The sequence below is a fragment of the Caballeronia sp. SEWSISQ10-4 2 genome (genome assembly GCF_030464885.1).
GTDB lineage: Bacteria > Pseudomonadota > Gammaproteobacteria > Burkholderiales > Burkholderiaceae > Caballeronia.
Window position 1 is genome coordinate 31646 of record NZ_JALPRJ010000005.1, and the last position, 23764, is coordinate 55409.

20 protein-coding genes are annotated in these 23764 nt (G+C 59.9%); 12 read left to right on the forward strand and 8 right to left on the reverse strand.

The window, feature by feature from the left end:
- Window positions 1–91: 91 nt before the first annotated feature.
- Together M0D69_RS04580 and M0D69_RS04585 are read left to right on the forward strand one after the other, a co-directional pair.
- The gene (locus M0D69_RS04580; RefSeq protein ID WP_301780888.1) at window positions 92–1600 is read left to right on the forward strand and encodes a M81 family metallopeptidase; all 1509 of its coding nucleotides are present in this window, start codon (window positions 92–94) and stop codon (window positions 1598–1600) included.
- Window positions 1601–1703: 103 nt separating this feature from the next.
- Window positions 1704–2735, forward strand: coding sequence for an alpha/beta fold hydrolase (locus M0D69_RS04585; protein WP_301780889.1), 1032 nt, complete (start codon window positions 1704–1706; stop codon window positions 2733–2735).
- A 94-nt stretch (window positions 2736–2829) separates the two neighbouring features.
- On the opposite strand, the gene M0D69_RS04590 is transcribed toward M0D69_RS04585, so the two are convergent.
- The 4 genes from M0D69_RS04590 to M0D69_RS04605 all read right to left on the reverse strand — a co-directional run bounded on the left by M0D69_RS04590 (window position 2830) and on the right by M0D69_RS04605 (window position 7210).
- Window positions 2830–3939 carry a poly(3-hydroxybutyrate) depolymerase gene (locus M0D69_RS04590; protein ID WP_301780890.1) on the reverse strand — a complete coding sequence of 370 codons (1110 nt, stop codon included), beginning with the start codon at window positions 3937–3939 and terminating at the stop codon, window positions 2830–2832.
- A 619-nt stretch (window positions 3940–4558) separates the two neighbouring features.
- A complete protein-coding gene (locus tag M0D69_RS04595; protein WP_301780891.1) occupies window positions 4559–4810 on the reverse strand; it encodes a DUF4148 domain-containing protein in 252 nt (83 codons plus the stop codon).
- 156 nt (window positions 4811–4966) lie between these two features.
- Window positions 4967–5734 (reverse strand): alpha/beta fold hydrolase, encoded by a 768-nt coding sequence (locus M0D69_RS04600; RefSeq protein WP_301780892.1) that lies wholly within the window; start codon window positions 5732–5734, stop codon window positions 4967–4969.
- Window positions 5735–5770: 36 nt separating this feature from the next.
- Window positions 5771–7210 (reverse strand): amidohydrolase, encoded by a 1440-nt coding sequence (locus M0D69_RS04605; RefSeq protein ID WP_301780893.1) that lies wholly within the window; start codon window positions 7208–7210, stop codon window positions 5771–5773.
- A gap of 185 nt (window positions 7211–7395) precedes the next feature.
- Between M0D69_RS04605 and M0D69_RS04610 the strand changes: the two genes are divergently transcribed.
- The 6 genes from M0D69_RS04610 to M0D69_RS04635 all read left to right on the forward strand — a co-directional run bounded on the left by M0D69_RS04610 (window position 7396) and on the right by M0D69_RS04635 (window position 15070).
- Window positions 7396–8346, forward strand: a complete 951-nt coding sequence (locus M0D69_RS04610) for a LysR family transcriptional regulator (protein WP_301780894.1) — start codon at window positions 7396–7398, stop codon at window positions 8344–8346.
- A 234-nt stretch (window positions 8347–8580) separates the two neighbouring features.
- Window positions 8581–9909, forward strand: coding sequence for an MFS transporter (locus M0D69_RS04615; protein ID WP_301780895.1), 1329 nt, complete (start codon window positions 8581–8583; stop codon window positions 9907–9909).
- Between the two features lie 60 nt (window positions 9910–9969).
- On the forward strand, window positions 9970–11517 hold the full coding sequence (locus M0D69_RS04620; protein ID WP_301780896.1) for an amidohydrolase: 1548 nt from the start codon (window positions 9970–9972) through the stop codon (window positions 11515–11517).
- On the forward strand, window positions 11514–12950 hold the full coding sequence (locus M0D69_RS04625) for an amidohydrolase (protein ID WP_301780897.1): 1437 nt from the start codon (window positions 11514–11516) through the stop codon (window positions 12948–12950). The genes M0D69_RS04620 and M0D69_RS04625 overlap by 4 nt, the downstream gene beginning before the upstream one ends.
- A gap of 58 nt (window positions 12951–13008) precedes the next feature.
- Window positions 13009–13740 carry an ethyl tert-butyl ether degradation protein EthD gene (locus M0D69_RS04630; protein WP_301780898.1) on the forward strand — a complete coding sequence of 244 codons (732 nt, stop codon included), beginning with the start codon at window positions 13009–13011 and terminating at the stop codon, window positions 13738–13740.
- A gap of 208 nt (window positions 13741–13948) precedes the next feature.
- A complete protein-coding gene (locus M0D69_RS04635; RefSeq protein WP_301780899.1) occupies window positions 13949–15070 on the forward strand; it encodes a porin in 1122 nt (373 codons plus the stop codon).
- A gap of 147 nt (window positions 15071–15217) precedes the next feature.
- On the opposite strand, the gene M0D69_RS04640 is transcribed toward M0D69_RS04635, so the two are convergent.
- Both M0D69_RS04640 and M0D69_RS04645 read right to left on the reverse strand, forming a co-directional pair.
- Window positions 15218–16522 (reverse strand): MFS transporter, encoded by a 1305-nt coding sequence (locus tag M0D69_RS04640; protein ID WP_301780900.1) that lies wholly within the window; start codon window positions 16520–16522, stop codon window positions 15218–15220.
- A 76-nt stretch (window positions 16523–16598) separates the two neighbouring features.
- Window positions 16599–17978 carry an NAD(P)H-dependent oxidoreductase gene (locus M0D69_RS04645; RefSeq protein ID WP_301780901.1) on the reverse strand — a complete coding sequence of 460 codons (1380 nt, stop codon included), beginning with the start codon at window positions 17976–17978 and terminating at the stop codon, window positions 16599–16601.
- A gap of 150 nt (window positions 17979–18128) precedes the next feature.
- Here M0D69_RS04645 and M0D69_RS04650 point away from each other — a divergent pair, with 150 nt between their 5' ends.
- The 3 genes from M0D69_RS04650 (at window position 18129) to M0D69_RS04660 (ending at window position 19829) form a co-directional block, all read left to right on the forward strand.
- Window positions 18129–19025, forward strand: a complete 897-nt coding sequence (locus M0D69_RS04650) for a LysR family transcriptional regulator (protein WP_301780902.1) — start codon at window positions 18129–18131, stop codon at window positions 19023–19025.
- The gene (locus M0D69_RS04655; RefSeq protein ID WP_301780903.1) at window positions 19025–19150 is read left to right on the forward strand and encodes a hypothetical protein; all 126 of its coding nucleotides are present in this window, start codon (window positions 19025–19027) and stop codon (window positions 19148–19150) included. Before M0D69_RS04650 ends, M0D69_RS04655 begins: the two co-directional genes overlap by 1 nt.
- A gap of 100 nt (window positions 19151–19250) precedes the next feature.
- The gene (locus M0D69_RS04660) at window positions 19251–19829 is read left to right on the forward strand and encodes an NnrU family protein (protein ID WP_301780904.1); all 579 of its coding nucleotides are present in this window, start codon (window positions 19251–19253) and stop codon (window positions 19827–19829) included.
- 429 nt (window positions 19830–20258) lie between these two features.
- Here M0D69_RS04660 and M0D69_RS04665 read toward each other — a convergent pair whose 3' ends face one another.
- A complete protein-coding gene (locus M0D69_RS04665; protein ID WP_301780905.1) occupies window positions 20259–21008 on the reverse strand; it encodes a thioredoxin family protein in 750 nt (249 codons plus the stop codon).
- Between the two features lie 130 nt (window positions 21009–21138).
- On the opposite strand from M0D69_RS04665, the gene M0D69_RS04670 reads away from it, so the two are divergent.
- Complete coding sequence (locus M0D69_RS04670; RefSeq protein ID WP_301780906.1) at window positions 21139–22188, forward strand: site-specific integrase; 1050 nt, start codon at window positions 21139–21141, stop codon at window positions 22186–22188.
- Between the two features lie 750 nt (window positions 22189–22938).
- Here the strand turns inward: M0D69_RS04670 and M0D69_RS04675 are convergent.
- The gene (locus M0D69_RS04675) at window positions 22939–23754 is read right to left on the reverse strand and encodes a hypothetical protein (RefSeq protein WP_301780907.1); all 816 of its coding nucleotides are present in this window, start codon (window positions 23752–23754) and stop codon (window positions 22939–22941) included.
- Between the last annotated feature and the right edge of the window lie 10 nt (window positions 23755–23764).

Consider the following 23764-nt stretch of genomic DNA (forward strand, 5'->3'; position numbering starts at 1 on the left):
CATTTTGAATTTACTCATAGACAGATGAAACGTAGGTATCCGTACGATTCATTCGTGGATCGTGGTGAGATTCAAGTAAAAGGTGAGACTCATGAAAATATTGATCGCTGGTTTCCAGCATGAAACCAATACCTTCGCGCCGACCAAGGCTTCCTATCCGAGTTTCATTCAAGGAGAGGGCTTTCCACCGCTGGTGCGAGGCGCCGATGTGCTTGGGCTTCGCGACGTCAACGTCCCGATCGGCGGATTCATCAAGGCGGCACAAGCGCGCGGGCACGAGCTGTTGCCCGTGATCTGGGCGGGCGCCAGTGCATCGGCGCACGTGAGCACGGACGCATTCGAGCGGATCGGCGGCGAGATCATTGCTGCTGTTAATGCAGGCGGGTTCGACGCGATCTATCTCGACCTGCACGGCGCGATGGTGACCGAGCAGCACGATGACGGCGAAGGCGAGATTCTCGAACGCGTGCGCCGGATTGTCGGCGACCGCATGCCGGTGGTCGTCTCGCTGGATCTTCATGCCAACGTCACCGCGCGCATGTTCAAGCATGCCAGCGCGCTCGTGGCATACCGGACCTATCCTCACGTCGATATGGCCGATACCGGCGAACGTGCTGCGCTGATTCTCGAAGAACTGGTATCGCAAGGGCGCCCGTTGCATTGTGCGGTTCGGTGCGTGCCGTTTCTTATTCCCGTGAACGGCATGTGTACGCTGGTCGAACCTGCACGCGGGATGTATCGATTGCTGGCGGACCTCGAAGAAAAGCCTGTTGTTTCTGCATCGTTTGCACCGGGCTTTCCGGCTGCCGATTTTCCAGAGTGCGGTCCGACCATCTGGGCTTATTCGTTCAGCAAAGAAGCCGCTGAGCACGCGGCGAACGCGCTCTTTTCGAAGATCGTGAACGAAGAATCGCATTGGGAGGTGCCGTTCCTGACGCCGGACGAAGCCGTGCTCGAGGCGATCCGATTGAGCAAGACTTCTGACAAGCCCGTCATCATCGCGGACACGCAGGACAACCCGGGCGTTGGCGGCGATTCGAACACCATGGGCATGGTGCGCGCACTCTTGCGCAACGGCGCGACCGGCGCGGCAGTGGGCGTGATCTGGGATGCGCAGGCAGCGCAAGCGGCGCATCGCGCCGGTGTGGGTGCGCGCATTTCGCTGTCGCTGGGCGGCGGTTCTGGTGTGCAAGGCGATTCGCCGCTCGCGGCCGAGTTCGAAGTCGAGTATTTGTCGAACGGACGCTTCCGCTTCGACGGACCGATGCTCAACGGCATGCAGGGCGAGTTGGGACCGGTCGCCTGTTTGCGCATCGACGGCGTAAGGATTGCCGTGAGCTCCGTCAAGATGCAGGTGTTCGATCGCAACCTCTTCCGCGTGGCCGGCATCGAACCCGAACGGATGAAGATCCTCGTGAACAAGAGTTCGGTTCACTTCCGAGCGGACTTCGAGGCCATTGCCGAGGCGATTCTCGTGGCAAAAGCGCCCGGTCCCATGGCCGCGGATCCGGCCGACCTTCCGTGGAAGCACCTTGATCCGGACATCCGCATGCGGCCGATGGGTCTGCCGTTCAAATCCTTCCAGCACGCTTCCCGTTGAGCGCAGCAATGTCAGACCGACGCGCCCGCTTTTTTTTAATTCATCAAGAGCGTGCCGAATCCGGCACCGCTCGGATGTGGCCCATCTTCAAGGAGAATCAGCTATGTCGGACCCGATTAATACTCGACGTCGTCGCCTGCTTGGGACGACCGTTGCCGGTATCAGTTTGTTGGAACTCGGCCTGAGCGTATCCGCCAATGCGCAGTCGAACGACGCCAAGCCAGCGGCCCGTCTTGCTTCGTTCGAAAACATTCGTCAGGTCAACGCCGGTGCGCTCAACATGGGCTACGCGGAAGCCGGCCCGCAGAATGGACCGGTCGTAATCCTGCTGCACGGATGGCCCTACGATATCTACAGCTTCGCTGAAGTGACACCATTGCTTGTTTCGGCGGGCTATCGGGTCATCGTGCCGTATCTGCGAGGTTATGGTTCAACGCGATTCCTCTCCGCCGATACACTACGCAACGGTCAACAGTCGGTCGTCGCCCTCGACATCATCGCGTTGATGGACGCGTTGAAAATCGATAAGGCGATCTTCGGCGGCTTTGACTGGGGTGCGCGCACGGTGAACATCATCGCTGCGTTGTGGCCCGAGCGATGCAAGGCCATGGTCTCTGTAAGCGGCTATCTGATCGGCAGTCAGGAAGCCAACCGCGCGCCGCTACCGCCGAAAGCTGAGCTCGCGTGGTGGTATCAGTTCTATTTCGCGACCGAGCGCGGCTATGCAGGTTATGAAGCCAATCGCCACGACTTCAACAAGCTGATCTGGCATACCGCATCGCCGAAATGGAATTTCGACGACGCCATCTTCGAGCGCTCCGCCGAGTCGTTCAATAATCCGGATCACGTTGCGATTGTGATCCACAACTACCGGTGGCGTCTGGGGCTGGTCAAGGGCGAGCCGCAATACGATGATCTGGAAAAGCGTCTGGCGACGGCGCCGTTGATCTCGGTTCCGACCATCACCATGGAAGGCGACGCCAACGGTGCGGCGCATCCCGATCCTGCCGCCTATGCGAAGAAATTCTCGGGCAAGTATGCGCATCGGAACATCGGCGGTGGTATCGGTCATAACCTGCCGCAGGAAGCGCCGAAAGCATTCGCCGATGCGGTCATCGATGTCGCTCGCTTCTGATCAGCCGCCACGGACTCAACACGCGCGATGCCAGGGTGGATTTTTGTATCGCCGTGTATCTAGGCCGTCGCCAGACGAACAAGCCTGCGGTCGATCAATGAGTCGCGCCCGAAACCAACCTGTCGATCATGTTGCGGATCGCGCGCAACTGGACGCCCTGCTGATCGGCAAAGTGGTCGTCCGTGTAACCCCACCAGTCCCAGCATCCGTTCGGATTCAGTCCGGGAATCGACACCGCCTGCGGAAACAGCAAGACGATCCGGTTATTGTCCGCCCACTGCGCATAGCCCGCGTGCCGGACGAACGTTGTGCCGAAGAAGAGGCCGCCGCCCGGCGGCGATTCGAGCGGCAAGTAGTCCTGGCCCTGCTCACAGCCATGCAGCACGATGTGCAGACGGCAAGGCGCCCCCGCATTGCACGCGGCCGGCACATACAGCCAGCCGCTGGTGTCCATGCCCGTGGTCCAGGTGAAACTCGAAGGACGGCCGGCCGGCAGATAACGGTTCTGATCGAAGCGGATGTAGCTCCCTTTCTTCGTCGACGCGGCAGGTGGGGCGAGCGGACCGGGGCCGTAGATCCAACCGAGAATCTCCTTTGCACCATCGACGTGACACTTGCCGATGAACGGCGACTCGGTCTTCTCGCACGCGACTCCGTAGTTCATGGTCGGCATGGTGTGGCCTGCGTTGTCGAGTTCGATCGTCGATATGTTTTGCGCCGGCACGCCGAGCGCGGCGTAGTACGCCTGCAGTTGCGTGACGACCGGCCGCGGTACGGTGGCATCGCTCGCGCCGGAAATAGTGATCACGCGTTGCGCACCGATGTTCGCTGCGTCGTCGATATTGTGGCTCGCCGACGATGCCTTCGTGAACGAGACGAGCTTCGGCAGGTCGGTGCTCGTTGGCGTGACTTCGCATACGCCCGGGGGCAGGATCGTGCAGGAGCACTTCGTCGTCGCGATCACCGCGCTGTCCTGCGAGCAATAGTAGGGACCGCCCGCGACCACTCCCACTCCCTTGATGATAGAAGAATATGCAACCCCGAGCTGCACCGCCATAAACCCGCCGGACGACAGCCCGGAGACTGAAGTCTGCGTGATATCGATGTTGAGCGCCGGCAATGGCGGATAGGTGCTCGAGTCCGCGAAAGAGCCAGGCGACAGCGTCGCAAGCACGGTGGCACAGATCCACAGGATGGCTCTCATGGGCTCGTCCTCCGCGGTTCAAAGTGCTTCTCGTCAACATCGCTAAAGGAATTGCCCCCTCGCATCAGGAGCATCTCGAACGCCGGCACTCAAGCAGTGCACAGGACGTTCTGGCGCGGATGCATCGAATCAATCTTAGTCAATAAATCGCGGTCGGGATCGAAGTTTTTTTGCCCCGGCGCGACAAGTACCGGATGAGGGAATGGCTCACTTTATCGTTCGAGTCGTGGTGGGCCTGAGCGCTTCCGTTTCATTTCGAAACAGAAGCGCTACTCGGTGCTTTTACGCAAGGGACTGTCGAACCATGCGTATGTGCAGTCCGCTGCCGATTCACATTGTCTCTCTTCAATGTCTCTGTGCCCTGATGGCGATGGTCCTCCCAGTAGACAGACCGTCAACTGATTGAGCCGCCGCGCCTGAAAAGAGAATATGGCTGTCCAACGATTCCTCCCTGATCGTGGAGGCGCTGTGTCCGGGCCACAAGCCGAGGTTGACCTAGTGCATGCCTTATATCCTGTTACGCACGGCTCTTTGAGCGTGAAGGGGCGATAGTGCTGGTCGACCGAACCCGTGAACACGCCGAGGCAGTGCGCGCAGCGTGCCGAACCTGGTATTTCCGTTACTGCGCTGGAACAGTGGAATTACCCTGGGCTGCGCGTTTGGCATCGAGACGCTTTTCTGCTGCAAGGAGGTCGTTTGGATAGTCATACCGTACTGCGTCGGGCTGATATCCAACCCCGACCAATTCCCTGAGTTCCTGCGTCACCTTCGTCCGGTTGGCAGGGCTATCGTTCGATGTTTGCGCAAACGCAGCCCCAGGGAGAAGAACCAGCATAGCGGCAACCGGCACCATCATTCGAGGCATGTTCATGATCCACACTCCTGGCGAGGCGCTAAATGAGGTTGCGCCAGCCTCGCTCAGCCAAGTATAGGTGCGAATCTGCAACAACAGAAAGGCGTGGAAAACAAAATGCGTTGGCCGGGCCACCCGAAAGGTATTCGCAAGAGTCGCTCACACATTGCTCGACTACCCGGCGGACAACGCCGCATTGATGGCAGACGCCAGGCCCGCTGGATTGTCCCGCATCATGAAGTGCCCTGCGTTTTGCACGATACTGACCGCGATACCGATTCCCGCCAAGCTGACGGCGTCGGGATGCGGCAGCGAGTGCTCGCCGAAAATCACTGAGCGCGGCATTTGCAACCCGAACAGCAACTGGCGCCACGCCCGTGATTCGCCTTGTACCAGCGATGTCGCCGCACGATGGATACCTCTGGGACACGAGATCGCGAGAGTGGCCGCCCAAACGGGATCGCCCTCTCTCGACGCGGTCGCAACCATTTGCGCGTGGCCGTACCGCACGTAGTCAGATTCGGAGTAGGCGGCAATCCCGCGACTGAACAATCCTCCACCCACGTCAAGATTCGGCTCTGCGAGAACAAGCCGGCGCACCTCGCGAGGCGCCATCGTAGCCGCCACGATAGCGACCGCTCCACCCATGCTGTGACCGAAGAGATCGACTTCTCTTTCGAGACTCTGAATGAGTTCGACGACGATTCGAGCATGGTCTTCGACACGATATCCAAAACGCTCAGGCCTATCGCTATATCCGGATCCCAGCAAATCGACCAGGATGCTGCGCCGGCCGGTCAATGCCGAATCCGCAATCACTTGCGGGTAGTCGCACGAGGACGCGCAGCCAAGCCCGTGGATAAACACCAGCGGCGTGCCTGACCCTGGAAGGTCATGGAAGCGCAGCATCGCATCTTGCCCGGAGAGCATGAGAACGCGCATGGACGATTCCCGGTTGATAGGCCCGACCTGCGGCGCTCAGGCGGTCGCTAAAGTACGTGCCGGCGGTGGCAAGACATCGGGCGGGATCGGGCAATCATAGGGCTTGTGCCCGCGCTTTTCGTCGAGTTCCGCTTTTGCTGCGCGCAGCACATCCGGTTGGCTCGCCAGATCGACGGCGGTTGCCGCCAGCGTCTGCGCGGCGAGCAACATGCCCCGGTGAGCCAGCGTCGCCTTTCCCTGCGAGACCATTTGCCATGAGTGAAAACCTGTTCCCCACGCGAAGCAGGACGTCAGGCATTGCGTGGTCGGGACGACCCAGGTGACATCGCCTACATCGGTCGAACCTGTCACCGGGCGGATCATGTCGGCCCGATACGGCTGGATTTCAGTCACGATCGGCCGCGGGTCGCGCAGGGCCACCGCGAAATGACGGGCGCTGTTCTCGAAATCGCCAGGCGAAATGGTCTGCTGAATCTGCCTGGCGAATTCGACGTCGCGCTCGCTGACGTCGAAGCCGCCGAGCGCCCGCATGTTCGCGTCGAGAACCTGATCGAGCGTATCGTTATGCAGCACGTTCGAGCATGCCTTGTCGAAAACGATCTCGAGACGCGTGCCGGTCATCAATGCAGCGCCGTTCGCGATCTGCTTGACGCGCTCGAACAGTTCGCGCGCGTCTTCGCTGCGAGGGGATCGCACTGTATAAAGCAATTCGGCGAGCACCGGCACCACGTTGGTCGAAATGCCGCCGGAATTGATGTAGGCGAAATGCACGCGCGCCTGATCCGGCATATGCTCGCGCAGATAGTTGACACCGACATTCATGAGTTCCGCGGCGTCCAGCGCGCTGCGCCCAAGATGCGGCGCCAATGCCGCGTGCGCAGCCTTGCCGTGAAAACGGAAATACGCCTGGACGTTCGCGAGCGTGGCGTTCATGAACACCGAATTGGCGACCGACGGATGCCAGCTCAACGCGACGTCGAGGTCATCGAACAATCCGTCGCGCGCCATGAACGTCTTGCCAGCGGCCGCTTCCTCTGCGGGGCAGCCGTAGAACCTCACCGTGGCGTCAATATGGTTTGCGGCAAAATAATCTCTCGCAGCAACTGCGGCGAGATGTGCGCCCGCGCCGAGCAGGTGATGACCGCAGCCGTGTCCGTTGGTGTTGACTCCGTCAGCGGCCGGTACGCAGGTCAGTGCTCCGCTTTCCTGGCTCAGTCCGGCCAAAGCGTCGTACTCGCCGAGAAATCCGATGACCGGACCGCCGCTGCCCGCCTCTGCCACAAACGCCGTCGGCATTCCGGCTACGCCACGCGTCACGCGAAACCCTTCCTCCTCGAGCAGCGCCGCATGCAACTCGGCCGAGCGGTATTCGCTGTAGCGCATCTCGGCATGTGCCCAGATTTCATTTGCCAGTTCAAGGTATCGCTGCTGCTTTGCCTCGATGAGACGCTTCACCTGTGCTGCGTGCTTCAACATAACCTCCATTCGTTCAGGATCGGTAGCCGGTTCCGAAAGATTCGCGGCGGCAACCGGCCGCCAATCCTTCTGCTTTCTGCTGGCGTAGAGTATGTCGACAGATGACAAGCCAACACCTCAATGAAAGTGTTGCTGTTGACTCCCGGTTGTCTCCTCCTGACAAAATTTGGCGTCATACATTGACCATGAAGCTACATCAACTCCGCGCACTTGTTGCGATAGCCGACACCGGCAGCATCCGGAACGCAGCCCGCGCCACGGACCTCTCGCCAGCCGCCATTACCAAGGCGATACGCGAGCTCGAGGAAGATCTGAATGTCACTCTGATCATTCGCGAGGCCACCGGCGTGACGCTGACCGAGGCAGGTCAGACGCTGCTCGGCCATGCAAGGCTGACGGTCGGGCAATTGGCGCGTGCGCGGCAGGAAATGGAGCGGCTATCCGGTATGAGGGACGGCACCCTGTCGATTGCAGCGGTGTCGTGGGTCGGTCTAACGTTGCTCGGAGAGGTTGTCGGCCTTTTCCAGACACGTATGCCCGAGGTAAAGATCGAATTCTTCGAAGGATTGGCAACCGTGTCGATACCCAGATTACGTGACGGAACTCTCGATATCTCGATTGGAAGGGCCAGCCCCGTTACGCAAACGGAGGAGTTCACCCATGTCCCGCTATTTCGCACGGGCTACGCGGTGGTCAGCCGGGCAGAACATCGCCTGGCAGCGTGCAGATCGCTGCATGAATTGAAGGACGCCGAGTGGATCCTGAATCGCGACTCCTCCGTCGACGAGCTCGCCGCGAACAATGCGTTCACCGAATACTGCCGTGTCTACGAACCACGCATTCATATATCGCATTCCAGCGCCATCGCGCTTGGGCTGGTCGCAAGCACCAATATGTTGACGCTGATGCCCTGGCCGCTCGCCGAACTGCTCGTGAGCAAGGAACGATTAGCAGTCCTCCCGCTCGTCGACACAATTGCCGAAGCCGAGGTCAGTCTCATATACCGGCGCGGCGCGCCGCTCAGCAATGCCGCTAAATACTTTGTGGAGTGCCTGACCAGCGTGATCCGCACTTCCATGACCTCGGAAGATCCTTTCAAGCGCCGGCTCTTTCACTCTGTCGAGTGCCTGTTGTAGGCGGTAAGCACTCCGGTAAGCACGCGCTTCGCAGCGAGCGGTTTCTCACAACGCGGCCCATTCGCGCCATACCTGTCGGCATGGCGCCGGATTGCTTCGTGCGTGCTTTTCGAATGATCAATCGGTCAGGAAACCCAGATGAATTTTGACCCGTTGACTGAAGAAAAAACGAACTACATTATTTTTTCAACTGCGCGGCAACGGTGCCGGCGTTAACCCAATTCGGAGAAGGGTGTGTCAAATCAAGCAAACGGGTACGAGCACTCGAGAGTCCACACTGCATCGACCCTCGACTTCATCGCGGTGGTCGTGGGTAACGCCTTGGAGTTCTTCGACTTCACGGTTTACGCCTTTTTTGCGGTATTCATCGGCAAGGCCTTTTTCCCGGCCTTTTCTCCGGCGAGCCAGGTGATCGCATCGGTCGCCGTATTCGGCGTCGGCTTCGTCGCACGCCCGATCGGCGGCCTGGTGATCGGTGCCTACGCGGACCGTTCAGGACGCAAGGCGGCGCTGTCTCTTACGATCGGCCTGATGGCGCTCGGCACAGCGATCCTCGCGTTCACGCCATCGTATGCGACGATCGGCATGGTGGCCCCCGTCCTCGTCGTCATCGGCCGCCTGCTGCAAGGATTTTCGGCCGGTGGCGAAATGGGGCCCGCGACAACTTACATGCTCGAAATGGCGTCGTCGAACCGGCGCGGCTTCTATACGAGCTGGCAGCTTGCGACCCAAGGCGTGGCTTCGCTGCTGGGCGGGCTGGTCGGCTACGTCGTGTCGTCGATGCTGTCGCCTGCGGCGCTCGCGGAGTGGGGGTGGCGCGTACCGTTCGTCATCGGTCTGCTGATCGCGCCGATCGGACTGTATATCCGCAAGCAGCTGAGCGAAACCCTCGATACCGAGTCTGCGGTCAAAGGTACGGCTGAGCTCGCATCCGTCATTGTCGGCAAGCACCTTTCCGATTTGCTGATCTCGTGTGCCGTGCTGATCGGACCGACGGTCACGGCGTATGTTGTCGGGTACTACATGACGACCTACGGCCTGCGCGTGCTGCACTTTCCCACATCGACCTCGATGCTGGTCGGGCTCATCACGGGCAGTGTGGGAATCGTCGCGTCGTTGGCCGCAGGCCTGATCTACGACCGTTTTCCCAACACGAAGTGGATGGTGCTGCCGCAGGTTCTTACCGTACTGGCGATCGTGCCGGCATTCGTGTGGGTCACCCAGAACGGCACTGCCGCCACCTTTCTTTCGATGGTCGCACTGCTGACGTTATTGCGCGTGCTGATGGCTCCGTTCCACCTGTGCTTCATCCCCGAGATATTTCCTAACGCGATTCGAAGCACGTGCGTGTCCATCTGTTTCAGCGTGCCGACCACGATATTCGGCGGCAGCGCGCAAGTGGTAGTCGCATGGCTCGCCGCCAGGACGGCCGATCCGATGTCGCCGGCCTGGTATCTGCTCGCCACAAACGCCATTTCACTGCTCGCCGTCCTGACGCTCTACATGCGGCATCGCGCAACGCTGGGGCGCAACAGCGCATTCCACGCCAAAGCGGGAATCTAGCAGCCCGTCAATACACCCTGATTGATTGTTTATGTTCGTTATCCGGATGCGAGGCCTGGCATGTCATTTCGATTACAGGTCGAACGGCAACGGGACTCGTGCTTCAAGCGGACGGGAGAGCAAGTGAATTTCGATCAACTCGATCAAGAGATTGCCGCACGGATCGAATCGTACCGTGATGTATGTGTCCACCTGAGCGACCGGCTGTGGGACCTCGCTGAAACGGCCTACGCAGAGTACGAGTCGGCGGAACTGCAAATCCGCGAACTGGAACGGCATGGCTTCCGAATCACGCGGGAAGTTGCGGGCATTCCTACTGCGTTTGTCGCCGAAGCCGGCGATGGCGGTCCTGTCATCGGTTTTCTCGGCGAGTACGACGCGTTGCCTTACCTCAGCCAGGTCGCCAACTCCGCCAGCCGGCAACCGGCAGTAGACGCCGGTAGCGGACACGGTTGCGGCCACAATCTTCTGGGCGGCGCAGCGCTGATGTCCGCGTTCGCCATCAAGGATTGGCTCCATGCGTCCGGCCGTCCGGGCCGGGTCCGCTATTACGGCTGTCCTGCCGAAGAAGGCGGAGCCGGAAAGACGTTCATGACGCGAGCCGGCGCATTCGCCGATCTCGACACCGCGCTCACCTGGCATCCTGCAAGCGTCCTCGCTATTGATGCGATGACAACCCTTGCGACGCTCCACGCGCGCTTCACGTTCAGCGGCATCGCTGCGCATGCGGCGGCCGCGCCTCACCTGGGACGCAGCGCACTCGACGCCGTCACGCTGATGAATGTCGCCGCCAACTATCTGCGCGAGCACATGCCCAGCGACGCCCGCCTTCACTACGCGCTGCACGATACGGGAGGAACAGCGCCCAACGTCGTGCAGGCTCGCGCCGAGGTCGTCTATCAATTGCGCGCACCGCAACTCTCCACGATCCATTCGCTGCTCGAGCGGCTGCGAAAGATCGCGGACGGCGCCGCGATGATGACCGACACCACCGTCGTGTGCCGGGTGGAGAAGGCAATGTCGAATATGAAGCCCAACAAGGTGCTGTCCGGTCTGATGTACGAGCGCATGCTCGCGATCGGTCCGACGTCGTTCGACACCGTCGATCACGAATTTGCCGCGCGCATGCACGCCGTCATTTCACCCGCCGAAGCAAAGGACGGCTTGTCGATTTTCGGCGCCCATCGGCTCGTGGGAGTCCTGCATGACGGGATCCTGCCCGTTGAATCGATGCCGTCGTTGTTGCCCGCGTCGACCGACGTGGGGGATGTCAGTTGGGTCGTGCCAACCGCCCGCTGTCTCGGAGCCTGCTTCGCACTGGGCACGCCGTTCCATTCCTGGCAGTTGGTCGCACAAGGCAAATCGTCGATCGCGCACAAGGGCATGCTCCAGATCGCAAAGGTGATGGCTGCCACCGCCGCGGCGCTCTACGTGAGTCCTTTATTGCTTGAACAGGCGAAGGCGGAGTTGCGTGAGCAGTTGGCTGATGAAGCCTACGTCTGCCCCATCCCGGACGACGTGCTTCCTCCCGTCGCCCGAGAAGGGCGAACGCAAAGAAGCCCGGTGCGGGGGGCATTTCCAGTCCAATACGCAGGAGTCGACGCATGAAGCGTGAAGATAGCCAGAGGCTCGCGCTCATCGAGCAGCTCGTCGAAGCAAAGCGCGACAACTATATTGGCCTTGCGGATCGAATCTGGGATCTTGCCGAGACTCGTTGGGAAGAATTTCGCTCAGTTGAAGCGCAGATCGAGATGCTTGAGCGCGAAGGGTTTCGGATCACGAGGAACCTCGCTGGTCTGTCCACAGCGTTCGCCGCCGAGGCCGGAGACGAAGGGCCCGTCGTCGGCTTCCTTGGCGAATACGACGCATTGTCGAACATGAGCCAGCAAGCCGCGGCCGTAGAAGCGTGCCCGGTATGCACCGGGGGCGGCGGACACGGATGCGGCCATCATCTGCTTGGTGCCGGTGCGATGCTGGCCGCGGTTGCCACGCGCGACTACCTCGTTTCCCAAGGTTTGCCAGGGATCGTCCGGTACTTCGGATGCCCTGCCGAGGAAGGTGGCGCCGGCAAGACTTACATGGCTCGAGAAGGCGTCTTCGACGAGATCGACTTCGCGTTGACCTGGCACCCCGGCCCTTTCTCGGGGATTTTCAAGTACAAATCGCTGGCGGTGATTCAGGCATTCTTCCGCTTCTCCGGCGTGGCCTCGCACGCGGCGGCTTCACCGCATCTCGGACGCAGCGCGCTCGATGCGGTTGAACTGATGAACGTCGGGGTGAATTTCCTGCGCGAGCACATGCCCGCCGAGGCTCGCGTCCATTACGCAATCACCGATGCCGGCGGCCTGGCTGCGAACGTTGTTCAGGCTCGTGCCGAGGTGCTGTATGTCGTCCGTGCGCCGGATATCGAGCAGGCGCGTGTGCTATTCGAGCGCGTCCGGCGAGTCGGCGCGGGCGCTGCGCTGATGACCGAAACGACCGTCGAGGTCGAAGTCGACCGCGCATGCTCGGATGTCCTGCGCAACGAAACGATCGAATCCTTGATCATGGATAACCTCGAACAGCTCGGTCCCCCTCCCTTCGACCAGTCCGACCGCAATTTCGTCACGCAGCTCGCCGGGAACATCAGCGCGGGTGATTTGCAGGAATGCCTCGACGCGTATCGAGGACCAGCCGATGCCCATGGACTCGCCGACACGCCCCTTCCACTGAGCGACGAACCGGGGTCGCTGACAGGATCGAGCGATGTCGGAGACGTGAGTTGGATCGTGCCGACCACTCAATACCTCGGCGCCTGCTACGCAGTGGGTACCAACATGCACACGTGGCAGTTGGTATCGCAAGGGAAACTGCCGGCCGCACACAAAGGAATGCTGCATGCAGCAAAGGTGCTCGCGGCGACGGCGGTAGATCTGCTGACGGAGCCGTCGCGTGTCAGCGCAGCTCAGGCAGAACATGCGCGCCTTACCGGCGGACGTTCCTACGTCTGCCCTATTCCCGAATCGGTGCTCGCACCGCCGCTGCGTAAAAGAACGGGATAGGGAAATCTTGCCTGGCTCCAAACCGCATTCCCTGCACGCACTTGAGCTGATCTGATCCATGACATTTTCTTACTTCATCACTGCGACCAACGAGCACGATCCGGATGCCCGGATGAGCGTGGCACATTATGGGCTCATCCAGGAAGCCATCCGCACCACGCCTGACTTATTGAAGGCCGAACTTTATACACCCGCCCAGATCACGACTTATCACGACGACGGGCATTCGCCCCTGCTCGCGCTCCGGCTCGAGTTCGCCTGCATCGAGGCGCTCGAGTCACAAGTCGCCGATGGCGGATATCTCTGGCGGCTTGCGCAGTCGGACGATTGGCTCGCGCCTGGCGCAAGCCTGGTCACGCACCAAGCCATGCTCACCCGAACGTTCCTGCCTCTCACGAGGACGATCGCGGACCCGGCGTTGTGCAGCTATCTCGTGCATTACCCAGGCGCTGCGGAAAATTTCAACGGATGGCTTTCCTACTACATCGCGCATCATCCTCAGATCATGCTCGACTACCCCCACGTACTGCAGGTCAACGTATTCACCCGGGTCGACTGGTGTGACTCCATGCCATGGACGCGCGTGAACTACATGCAGCGAAACATGCTGACCTTCCCTTCATCGCAACTGCTCTCCGAGGCGCTGATGTCGCCCGTGCGTGCGCGAATGCGAGAAGACAATGGGCGATTTCCAGCGTTCTCGGGACGAGCTTGTCATTACCCGATGCTCACCGCCGTAATCGCTCCGGACAACGGGAGGTACTTCGAAACGTCACCGCCGTTCGTCTGAACGATTGACCTCGTCATAGGAGAAATGCGAGCCGGACAAGTCTTCATTCAATGCCTCACATTGCATTATTCAACATCAGTAATACTAATTATAAATAGATAGCCAGTCACGTTTGGAATTCAACTCCGTCAACTAATCGACCCGAAAAATCGAGCATCAACAAGAAAATTTTGGGCGATCTATGCAGCACTTTAAGAGGATGTTTAAAATGCGTAGGAAAGTTCTAGTCACCGCTACCCTGCTCGGCTCCATTGCAGGCACCGCACAGGCGCAAAGCAGCGTCACGCTATATGGGCTCGTCGATTCGGCAATCGGCTACACGAGCAACATGGGTTCGAGCAACGGCCACATCAATCACGGCATACAGGCGCTGCCCGGCGCCATGTCGGCGAACCGATGGGGCTTGCTCGGCTTCGAAGATATCGGCGGCGGTACGAAAGCCACCTTCAGGCTTGAAAACGGCTTCAACATTCAGAACGGCGCGCTCGGACAAGGCGGCCGGATGTTCGGCCGCAGCGCGTACGTGGGCCTCGTCAACAACAGTTGGGGAACCGTAACGGCGGGTCGCCAATACATGCCGTTCCAGGAAGATGTGGGCAACGAAATGGCCGCCCTCTACATGTCAGGTTATACGTTCCACCCGTATGACAGCGACGACATGAACTGCACATTCCGGCCCAACAATGCGGTCAAGTACACGACGCCTACCATCGCCGGCTTCACGGCGAAGGCCCTGTATGCGTTTTCGAACCTCGCTGGCGGCATCAATACCAACCGACTGTGGAGTGGCAGCGCCGACTATGTGAACGGCCCGGTTCACCTCGATGCGGGTTTCTTCACGGTGAATCAGCCAGGCTACAGCACAGCCGGTGCGGAATCGTCGGATAACACGTATGGCGCGCTTCCAACGATTGCCGCCGGCGGCATTGCGAAGCACACGGTATGGGGCGCAGGCGGCACGTATACATTGGGCTCGCTCCTCGCGAGCGTCGTCTATACGCATGCGACCTTCGACGCAACCATCGGCGGCACGTTGAAATTCAACAACTACGAAACGAGCTTGCGCTATCAACTCATGCCCGACACGGTGCTGACTGCGGCTTATCTCTACACGACTCAGAGAAGCACCGTTGCCGCCGGTGGAAACACGCACTACAACCAGGGTGCATTGGGTATCAACTACTTCCTGTCGAAGACGACCGACTTGTACAGCAACGTTGTCTACCAAAGAGCCGCCGGTACGGCCCATGCGTGGATTCTCAACGGAACGGCGGCGTCCAGCAACAACAGCCAGTTCATGGCCCTGGTTGGGATCCGGAAGAAGTTCTAGGAGCCCCGGCTTCGAGAGGACGGCAATGTGTTGAAGGGGTGCGCGAACGTGTTGAAGCGCATTCCGGCAGCACGCAACGCGGCATAGCATGCGTTTCTTTAACGGCGAGCTGGCTGGAAGAATTACTACTTTGGCCACCGCCGCGCATCAACGATCCGCCAGCTTCCCCGAGATGGTCCGCACCAGCAACGCGCCGAGCACAAGACATGCGGCAACAAAATAAAGGCCCATGCGGTTGTCGTGAGTCGTCACGTTGAGCCATCCCACCGCATAGGGCGAGACAAAACCCGCGAGATTACCTACGCAATTGATTCCCGCAATTCCAACGGCCACGGAGGTGCCGGCAAGGAACGACGACGGAATGCTCCAGAACAGCGACAACGCCGACAAGATGCCCGCGGCCGCCACGCTCAGCCAGATCACGGCAAGCATAGGGTGGTGACCCACATAACCGCTCGCAGCAAACCCGATCGCACCGATCACAGCCAGCACGGAAAAATGCATCCGGCGCGAGCGGAAGCGGTCCGAGCTCATTCCGGTCAGCACGATCACGGGGATGGCGACGAGATAGGGAATGGCCGATAACCAGCCGATCGTCGAGACATCGCTCAGCCCGGAGTCCTTGATGATCGACGGCAGCCAGAAGCTGATGCCGTACAGGCCGATGATCTGGCAGAAGTAGACAGCGCAAAGCTTCCAGATGTGGCGATCGGAAAGAATAGCGCCAAGGTTGTGATGCGTGGTCTTTTCGGCATCCTCCCGCTCGATCTCGCTCGTCACCAGAGCTTTCTCATTCTCCGTTAGCCACTTCGCCTGCGCAGGACGATCGACCATCAAGGCAAACACCGCAATGCCGCAAACCAGCGCCGGAAGCGCTTCGATCAGGAACAGCCACTGCCATCCCGCCATCACGGCGGAATGGCTGAAGCTGCTGAGTACCCACCCCGACAATGGGCCACCAACCACACCTGAGAGCGGAATCGCGATGTAGTACACACCGAGCGCGAAGCCGCGTTTTCTCGCAGGAAACCAATAGGTCAGATACAGCATGATGCCCGGCGAGAATCCGGCTTCGGCAACGCCCAGAAAAAAACGTGCGGTGTAGAACTGCAGCGGCGTTTTCACCAGTAGCGTGAGCGCCGAAATAATGGCCCACGTAATCATGATGCGCGCGATCCAGAGACGGGCTCCGACCCGATGCAGGATCAAGTTGCTGGGTACTTCAAAAATAAAATAGCCAATGAAGAAGATGCCGGCGCCCAGGCCGTAGACGGCATCGCTCATGTGCAGGTCATTGAGCATCTGCAACTTTGCAAAGCCGACGTTCACCCGGTCGAGATAGCCGCACAAATAGCACAGCACGATGAACGGCATGATGCGCCAGCTGATCTTGCGGTACACATCGGCAGGCGCCGCCGGCGCTACCAAAAGGGTTTCGCTGATATGGCTCATGTCTCCTCCGTCGTCCTTTGCCGGACGTTATAGAGCGCGGCCGGGCGGACGCCCGGCCGGCTTCGATCAGGCATGCTTACGATGCAAGTTTTTCGGCCGCCAGCTCCACACCGAGTTCCTTACGGAACATGGCCTCCATATCGAGACGCACGCGCACTGCTTCCTTGCTGGAATCAAACGCCACGTCGCTCCATCGAACCGGGTGCCCTGCTGCCACCGGGCGCTGCAGCACCATGTTGTGCGCGAGGCCTATCGGCAGAGCACCCTGTAGCAGCGAGTCCGCAGCCGGCATCAGCTTGCCGTAGACGGTGTGACCGCCCTCGCCGTCCAGCCGCTCGCCCGCGCGCAGGTCACGCTTCGCGGTGGCCGCAACGTCACCGTGGAATCCCGTGGTCGCGCCCGTGGCTTCCCCGCGCACCGCAATGCTCGCAATCGATACCCCGAGCTCGAGTCCGATCAGGTGATACGGTTTGTACATGGCGGCGAAACGCCCGCTGCTGTCGGTCTTGAGGCCGTATTGCGCAAAGCAGTCGCGGACGTAATCAGACGGTGCTTCGAACACGGCATAGACGCCCCAGCGCAAGTCGCGGAACACGGGACGGCCGTCGCGTTCGAGCGACGAGACCACTTCCACGCTGCCGCGATGCGGCAGGATTCCGCCCTCAGTGGCGGGGCGCAGCAAGTTCGGCAGGTCATCGACGCCACACGCGGGAAACGCAAGACCGTCAGCAGGCGGGCGCAGGTCGCATGCGTTCGATACCGCCGCCATTTCCAGTGCCGACTTTGTGCCGTCGAGGAAAGAGTTGAACATCTGCGCATTGAAGTCGCCGGAGGCGACCTGCGCTTCCGTGAAGCCGTAATAGCTCCAGACGGTGTCGGGGGTCGACTGGTGATAGACCGGCAAGTACTTGGTGCCCTTGCCCGCGCAGATGACGTTGAAGCCAATCGTGCGGGCCCAGTCCACCAGTTCTGCGATCAGTGCCGGCTGATCGCCCGAGGCCATTGAATAGATGATGCCCGCCTCTGCCGCGCGCCGCGCGAGCAGCGGACCGGCGAGCACATCGGCCTCCACATTGACCATCACGATATGCTTCTTGTGCTTGCAGCACAGCAGCGCGTGATGAATACCCGCGGCCGGGCTACCCGTTGCATCGATCACAATATCTATGTAATCGCTTGCGATCATCAAGTCAGCGTCGTCGGTAATAAAAGTCGAGCCGCTGCGCAAGGCATCAGCCAACGAACTCGCCGAATAGCGCGCTTCTTCCCAGCCCACGCGCTGCATGGCGCTACGCGCCCGCGCCGGCGACAGATCCGCAATGCAGACCAGATGAATGCCCGGCGTGCGCGGCGCCTGCGACAAATACATCGAACCAAACTTACCGGCGCCGATCAGTCCTACTCTGACGGGGCGCCCGGCCTGAGCACGGGTTTCGAGCTTCGCGATAAGCGACATGCTGTCTCCTTTTTTCATACGGTTGAATCGCGCTTCGTCGTGCCGGATCGAAACGCGCGCCTTCGTCGGGGAAGGACCTGAAGCAACGATAGCAGCCAATTTTTTGCAATAGAATGGGCAATTCCACAACCGCGCTGTGCAAAAATTCCCATGCGAAAATTTGACTGGGACTCCCTCCAGGCCTTTCTGGCTATCGCGCGTGCGGGGCGTCTCACTGTCGCGGCGCAGCAAATGGGCATCGACCATTCCACGCTAAGCCGGCGTGTCGCATCGCTCGAGGCAAGCATCGGGGTGCAATTGTTCGAACGGCGTTCGGTTGGCTTTCTGCTCACCCCCGAAGGCGAGCGCCTGATGACCGATGCCGAGGCGATGGAAAGTCTGGCCCTGCGTATCAACGCGCGCCTGGGCGACCCGTCGGTCGGCTTGACGGGGACGGTAAGAGTTGGCACACCTGAAGGATTTGGAACCTACTTTCTTGCACCGAGGATCGCAAAGCTCACCGCCGTGCACCCCGATCTGGAGATAGAGCTGGTCGCCAATCCACGCACGTTCAGCCTGTCCAAACGCGAGGCTGATATCGCGGTCACCATGACACGCCCGAGTCAGGGGCGCGTTTATGCGCACAAGCTCAACGACTACTCCCTCGGTGTGTATGCGTCGCGCGAGTATCTCGATGCGCATGCGCCGATCGCGGCGTTTCAGGACATCTTCAATCATCCGTGGATTGGCTATGTCGAAGATCTGATGTGGAGTGCGGAGCTCGATTATTTGTCGCAGATTTCCACGTCACTCACGCCCACGGTGCGTATTTCCAACGTCATCAGCCAGGCAGCAGCGGTTAGCGGTGGCGCGGGGATCGGCGTGTTGCCATGTTTTATCGCGCGCCCGGAACCGTCGCTCATTCGCATTCTCCCGGATGAGATTGCACTCAGCCGCTCTTACTGGCTGGTTTCGCACGCGGACTCGCGCGATGTCGCGCGGGTCAAGCTGCTAGCGGATTTCATTCGCGCCGAATGCAGCGCGTCTGGATCGTTCTGGGCGGGGTAATGCCCACCCGAACAAACGAGCTGTGGCGTGTGATGGGCAATTCGATCCAGCGTTCGCTGACCTTGCCTCTTCGCGTAGAATTCCTCCTGTGCATTCCACAAGCCGCGATTGCCTATGGTGCGTGATTGCTTCGCGATCTGCTTTCACATCTGATGGCGAACGTCGCCGACACGCGGGCCTGCCGACGACGAACCGAAATAAAATCGATCCATGGTGGAGTCAGACATGACCGTACTGATACTGGGATTGTTGATCTTTCTGGGCGTGCATTCGGTGCGCATTGTCGCTGAAGACTGGCGCGGCACGCAGATCGCACGTATCGGCGAGAAGCGCTGGAAGGGAATCTTCTCTGTCCTTTCGGGAGTCGGGCTGGTGCTGATCATCTGGGGCTACGGATTGGCTCGGGCGCACCCGGTGCTCGTATGGACACCGCCGACATGGGCGCGGCACGTTGCGATACCCCTCGTCGCCATCGCGTTCATCCTGGTGCCTGCCGCGCACGTCCCGAACAACCACTTCAAGACGCTGCTCGGTCATCCGATGGTTCTGGGTGTGCTGCTGTGGGCCTTTGCGCATTTGCTGGCGAACGGCACGCTGTCGGCAGTCGTGCTGTTCGGCGCGTTCCTGCTGTGGGCAATCGTCGATTTCGTTGCGGCGCGACGGCGCGACATCCTCGCCAAGACGACGTATCCGCCGGCAAACATAGCGCGTGATGGCGTCGTCATTGTCTCCGGGCTTGTGGCGTGGGCATTGTTTGCATTCGTACTTCACGGATGGTTGTTCGGCGTGCGGCCGTTGGGGTAGGCAACGCCCTGTCGAAACTTCCGTTTTGACGCGCCGTTGTGACCCATGAGCGCTCCTCACGAACACCAGACCGTCGAACCCGGAAACGCGGTATCGCCATGTTCCTTCAGCGCGATTTGGCAGGTGCCCGGCCACTGCTGCGGGGTTGCTCCTCTGCGACGTGCGATAGCGCGAAAACACTGGCTATCCGGATTAACCGGCCACAGATCGGCATCGTGTTGAGCGTGGTCTCGACATCAAGCTGCTGGCCGAGAGCATCTCCGAACTGACCCGCAGCGAACGCAGAGCCAGCGACGGCGCCAACCGCAATGAAAGCGATCCCTATCCAGCGCAGCCGTCGGCTGCACGCCAGAAACCTTCTGGATAGCGATCTCCCGCCGACCAGCAAGCTCACCACAAGTGCGGCGATAGCGCAGCACATGGCTCAGCCTATGTATCAGCGCCGCAGCCGCATGCTGGAGCGTGAAAGCGGCCGTTGGCTTCGACGGCTCCGCCCTTGCCATACATGTTGTGCGGCCGAGCCCAATCGCCCAAGGAGTGATATGGGCCGGTCTCGTTGCGGCCTTTCGGCATGACGTCGAGGAACCCGTAAATCCCAAGGAATTGCTCGCCGCCGCGACCCAATGCTGAATAGGTCAGGAAGATATCGCCAGACGTGTTCTTGAAGAAGACGCTGTGGCCCGAGAGATCCTGCAGTCCCACCACCCAGTCTTGCGCCGGCTGAAAGTTATAGAGTGCTTTGCCTGAAGCGACTTGTTCCGCTGTAAAGGAAACGTTGAAATCGTAGTTGAAGTCACTGCGACAGGAAGAAACCCACAGGAAGGACCATCCCATCCGCTGACGCACCGTCTCTATTTCGGCGATCGGCGCCCGCGCCACGGCCGCATAACTCACGTCATTATTTTCGAGGTGCGGCAACAGCGGACCGATGTGGTCTACGTCAAGCGAACACCCGACGCACTGGTGTGTAACGCCCGGGGCCATCATGAAGTGCTTGATGAAGAGCTGGCTGCGTCCGTCGAACAGGTCCGAGAGCGTAACTTGTCCATTGGGTCCATCGAATACGTATTCCTTTTCAATCTTCATCCAGGGAAGTTCGCGCCGCTCGGCGGCTAGTGCGTCCTTGCGATGCGTCAGTTCCTTTTCCTTGGCGAGGAAAAGGGGAAATCCATGTAACACGCATAAGACCCCTTGTTTTAAGGGGCCGTTTGCGTGTACCAGTTTGAATGGGTGTACCACAGTTGTACAGTCACACGCTCTTTTGATGTAACTTGAAACCTCACATAACAACACGTAAGGGTGTACCAAAATGGCTTCCTTCCAAACGCGCAACGGCAGCACACGCAGCAGCACACGCGCAATCATTCGTAAGGTCGGGCACACAGTCATCACAGCAAGTTTCGACACTGAAACCGAGGCGCGCGACTGGGCGGCGCGCACCGAGGCACGCATGGCGGCGGGGCTCGTTGCAGACCCCGGCCCGGTCGGTCCCAACACTTCGACGCGTGACCTTATCGACCGTTACCTCGCCGAATATGCGCTGCTTGTTCACAAGTCGTATGACTCGACACGCAGCCTTTTGACGGGCCTATATGGACGCTTCGACGTGTTCGAAAAGCCCATATGCAAATTCGGACAGGACGAGGCGCAAGCTTGCATTGATGGACGGCTTAGGGGGGATAAAAAGAACGGCCATCACTTCAAGCCTGTCAGCGCGGGCACCGTCCTTCGCGAGTGCGGCGCGCTCTCCGGTTTCTTCGATTGGGTTAAAACGACCTTGCGCATTCCGCTCGCCGTGAATCCGATGACGCTTGTTCATTGGCCCGTCAAGCCGAACCATCGCACGCAACGCGCCAATGAAAGCCAGCTCGATTTGATGCTCGGCGCGCTCGGGTACGTGCGCGGCACGGTCCCGGAAACATCTAAAGAGTGGGTCGGTTGGTGCACTCTGTTCGCGGTCGAAACGGCGCTGCGTCAGGGGAACATTCTGGCAATGCGTTGCGGTGACGTGTTCGCGAAACACGTTCACGTTGAAATGACTAAGAACGGACATCCGCATGACGCGCCGTTGTCATCCCGTGCGCGCGCACTGTTGGCGCTGTTGCCGCGTGGTAACGATCACGAGCGCACTGTGCCCGTCAACGCATCCAACTTCGGCAAAATATGGCGTGCAGCGCGTGCCGAGTGCGGGCTTGAAAAACTCCGCTTCCATGACTTGCGCCGTGAGGCGACGAGCCGCGCCGCAAAGGTCTATCACAACGAGCTTGAGCTTGCGAAATACACCGGGCACCGTGATCTAAAAAGCCTCATGACTTACTACGCGCCGGACGTGAACGATATGGCCGATGCGCTCGGTTGATCCCTTCCCGCCAAAAGAGAACGGCCCCGCTTGGGGCCGTTTGTCATTTTGGGCCGTGCTCTCCGGCCTGTCGCACCACTCCTCACGCCCACAACAGGCCCGGCAGGTGTCGCGTCGTGTCTATAGCCTCGCCACCCCGTTCCCGCCTGCTCCCCTACCAACCCCCGCCAACACATCACGCGAGCCGCGCCACGGGCCGTTTAAATCGGTGACACCGGGCGGCGGGGCCGACCCTTGCGTTTCAACTCGGGGCGCACCTGTTCGAGCCTGATCCGTTGCTTCATGCCGGAATGTTCCTCAAGCAATGCGGTGACGACTACGGGCCACGCCACGCTCGCGGCTGACACGCTGTAGCGAGCGCAGAGCCAACAGAGCGCCGCCTCGCGATGCAGCGGCGCGCCGACTAGTTGGATGCGGTTGTTGCGCAGACCACCAGTGCGCCCGCTGTACCTACGGGCTAGTCAAGTCGCGCCGCGCGCTTATCCACCAAAAGTGTAGGGAGATATGCGCGCGACCAGCAGATCGAGTACTGGCAAGCCGAGGTCGGCGTAATTCAGTTGCAGTCGCGCCGCGAGGACCTACGACCAGTCAACCAACGTTTGCGGCCAGCAATTCATCATTGGTCCGACCCGCCTGTCCGCGCCGTGGGCAATCGCGCAAGGACTACAGACGCTCGTCGCGGCCACGCCAGCGCATTAGACCCGCGATCAGGCAGTGCGGTTTGATACGACCGACAATTAATTCCAACACTCACTTCGGCGAGACTACCGCTTTGCCGAGGGAGAAGCACAGTGGCAAGTGGTCCGACGAGTTGGTAGTAAGAACCGCCGATCCGGCGGGACACATCGCCGCAAAGTAAGCGTCCCCAAGGGCTCTACAATTCGCTTTCCGGAAGTCGGTTGGACCGGCCTGCTTTAGTTCTTTTAGAGCTTTGCGTCGCTTCTGGTTCTCGTTTTTCGCGGCAGCCAACGGGTCGAGATTGTCTGGGTGTAACGCGTCGATGAGCTTCGAAAGGTTTGCCCCGTTGTCGTGAATGTACGCTGCTGCTGCGCAGCGCTCGGATTCGAGACAGTTGAAAGAGTCGGCAGGTCCGCGAAGTTCACCCGTCGGCCCGTGCGACAAGCTTCCATTGTTAAAGCATGCCAGTGGTTGAACGGTCGTGACACCATCGGTCTTGCGCGCATTTCGCCAAAGCCGAGACACTTTTAACGCAAGGTCCTGAAGCATTTCCCGCTTGATGTCGTCTCTGCCACCACTCGGATTGGTCTCAAACGCCTTACTCAGAGCGCCTGCTAACGATTGGATAGCTGCGTCTTTCTTGCGTCCCGCGACCCCCGGCATCCGCGAAAGACCCATCAGTGCTTCCCCGACGTTCTCAGAAGCTTGCAGTCTATTGTGGGCGTCGCAAAGGTTTCTAACTCGCCCGGTTAGCAGCTCTTTCAAAGCATAGTAGGGGGCTTGGGCGGGTTGGTTTATCGCGATGTATGGTCGCCCCCACGTCTTTGCAAGGTCACTTTCTTCTGCCAATTCGACGACAACCGTAGTATCCAGAAAACTGCCAGACAAGTTACCCTCC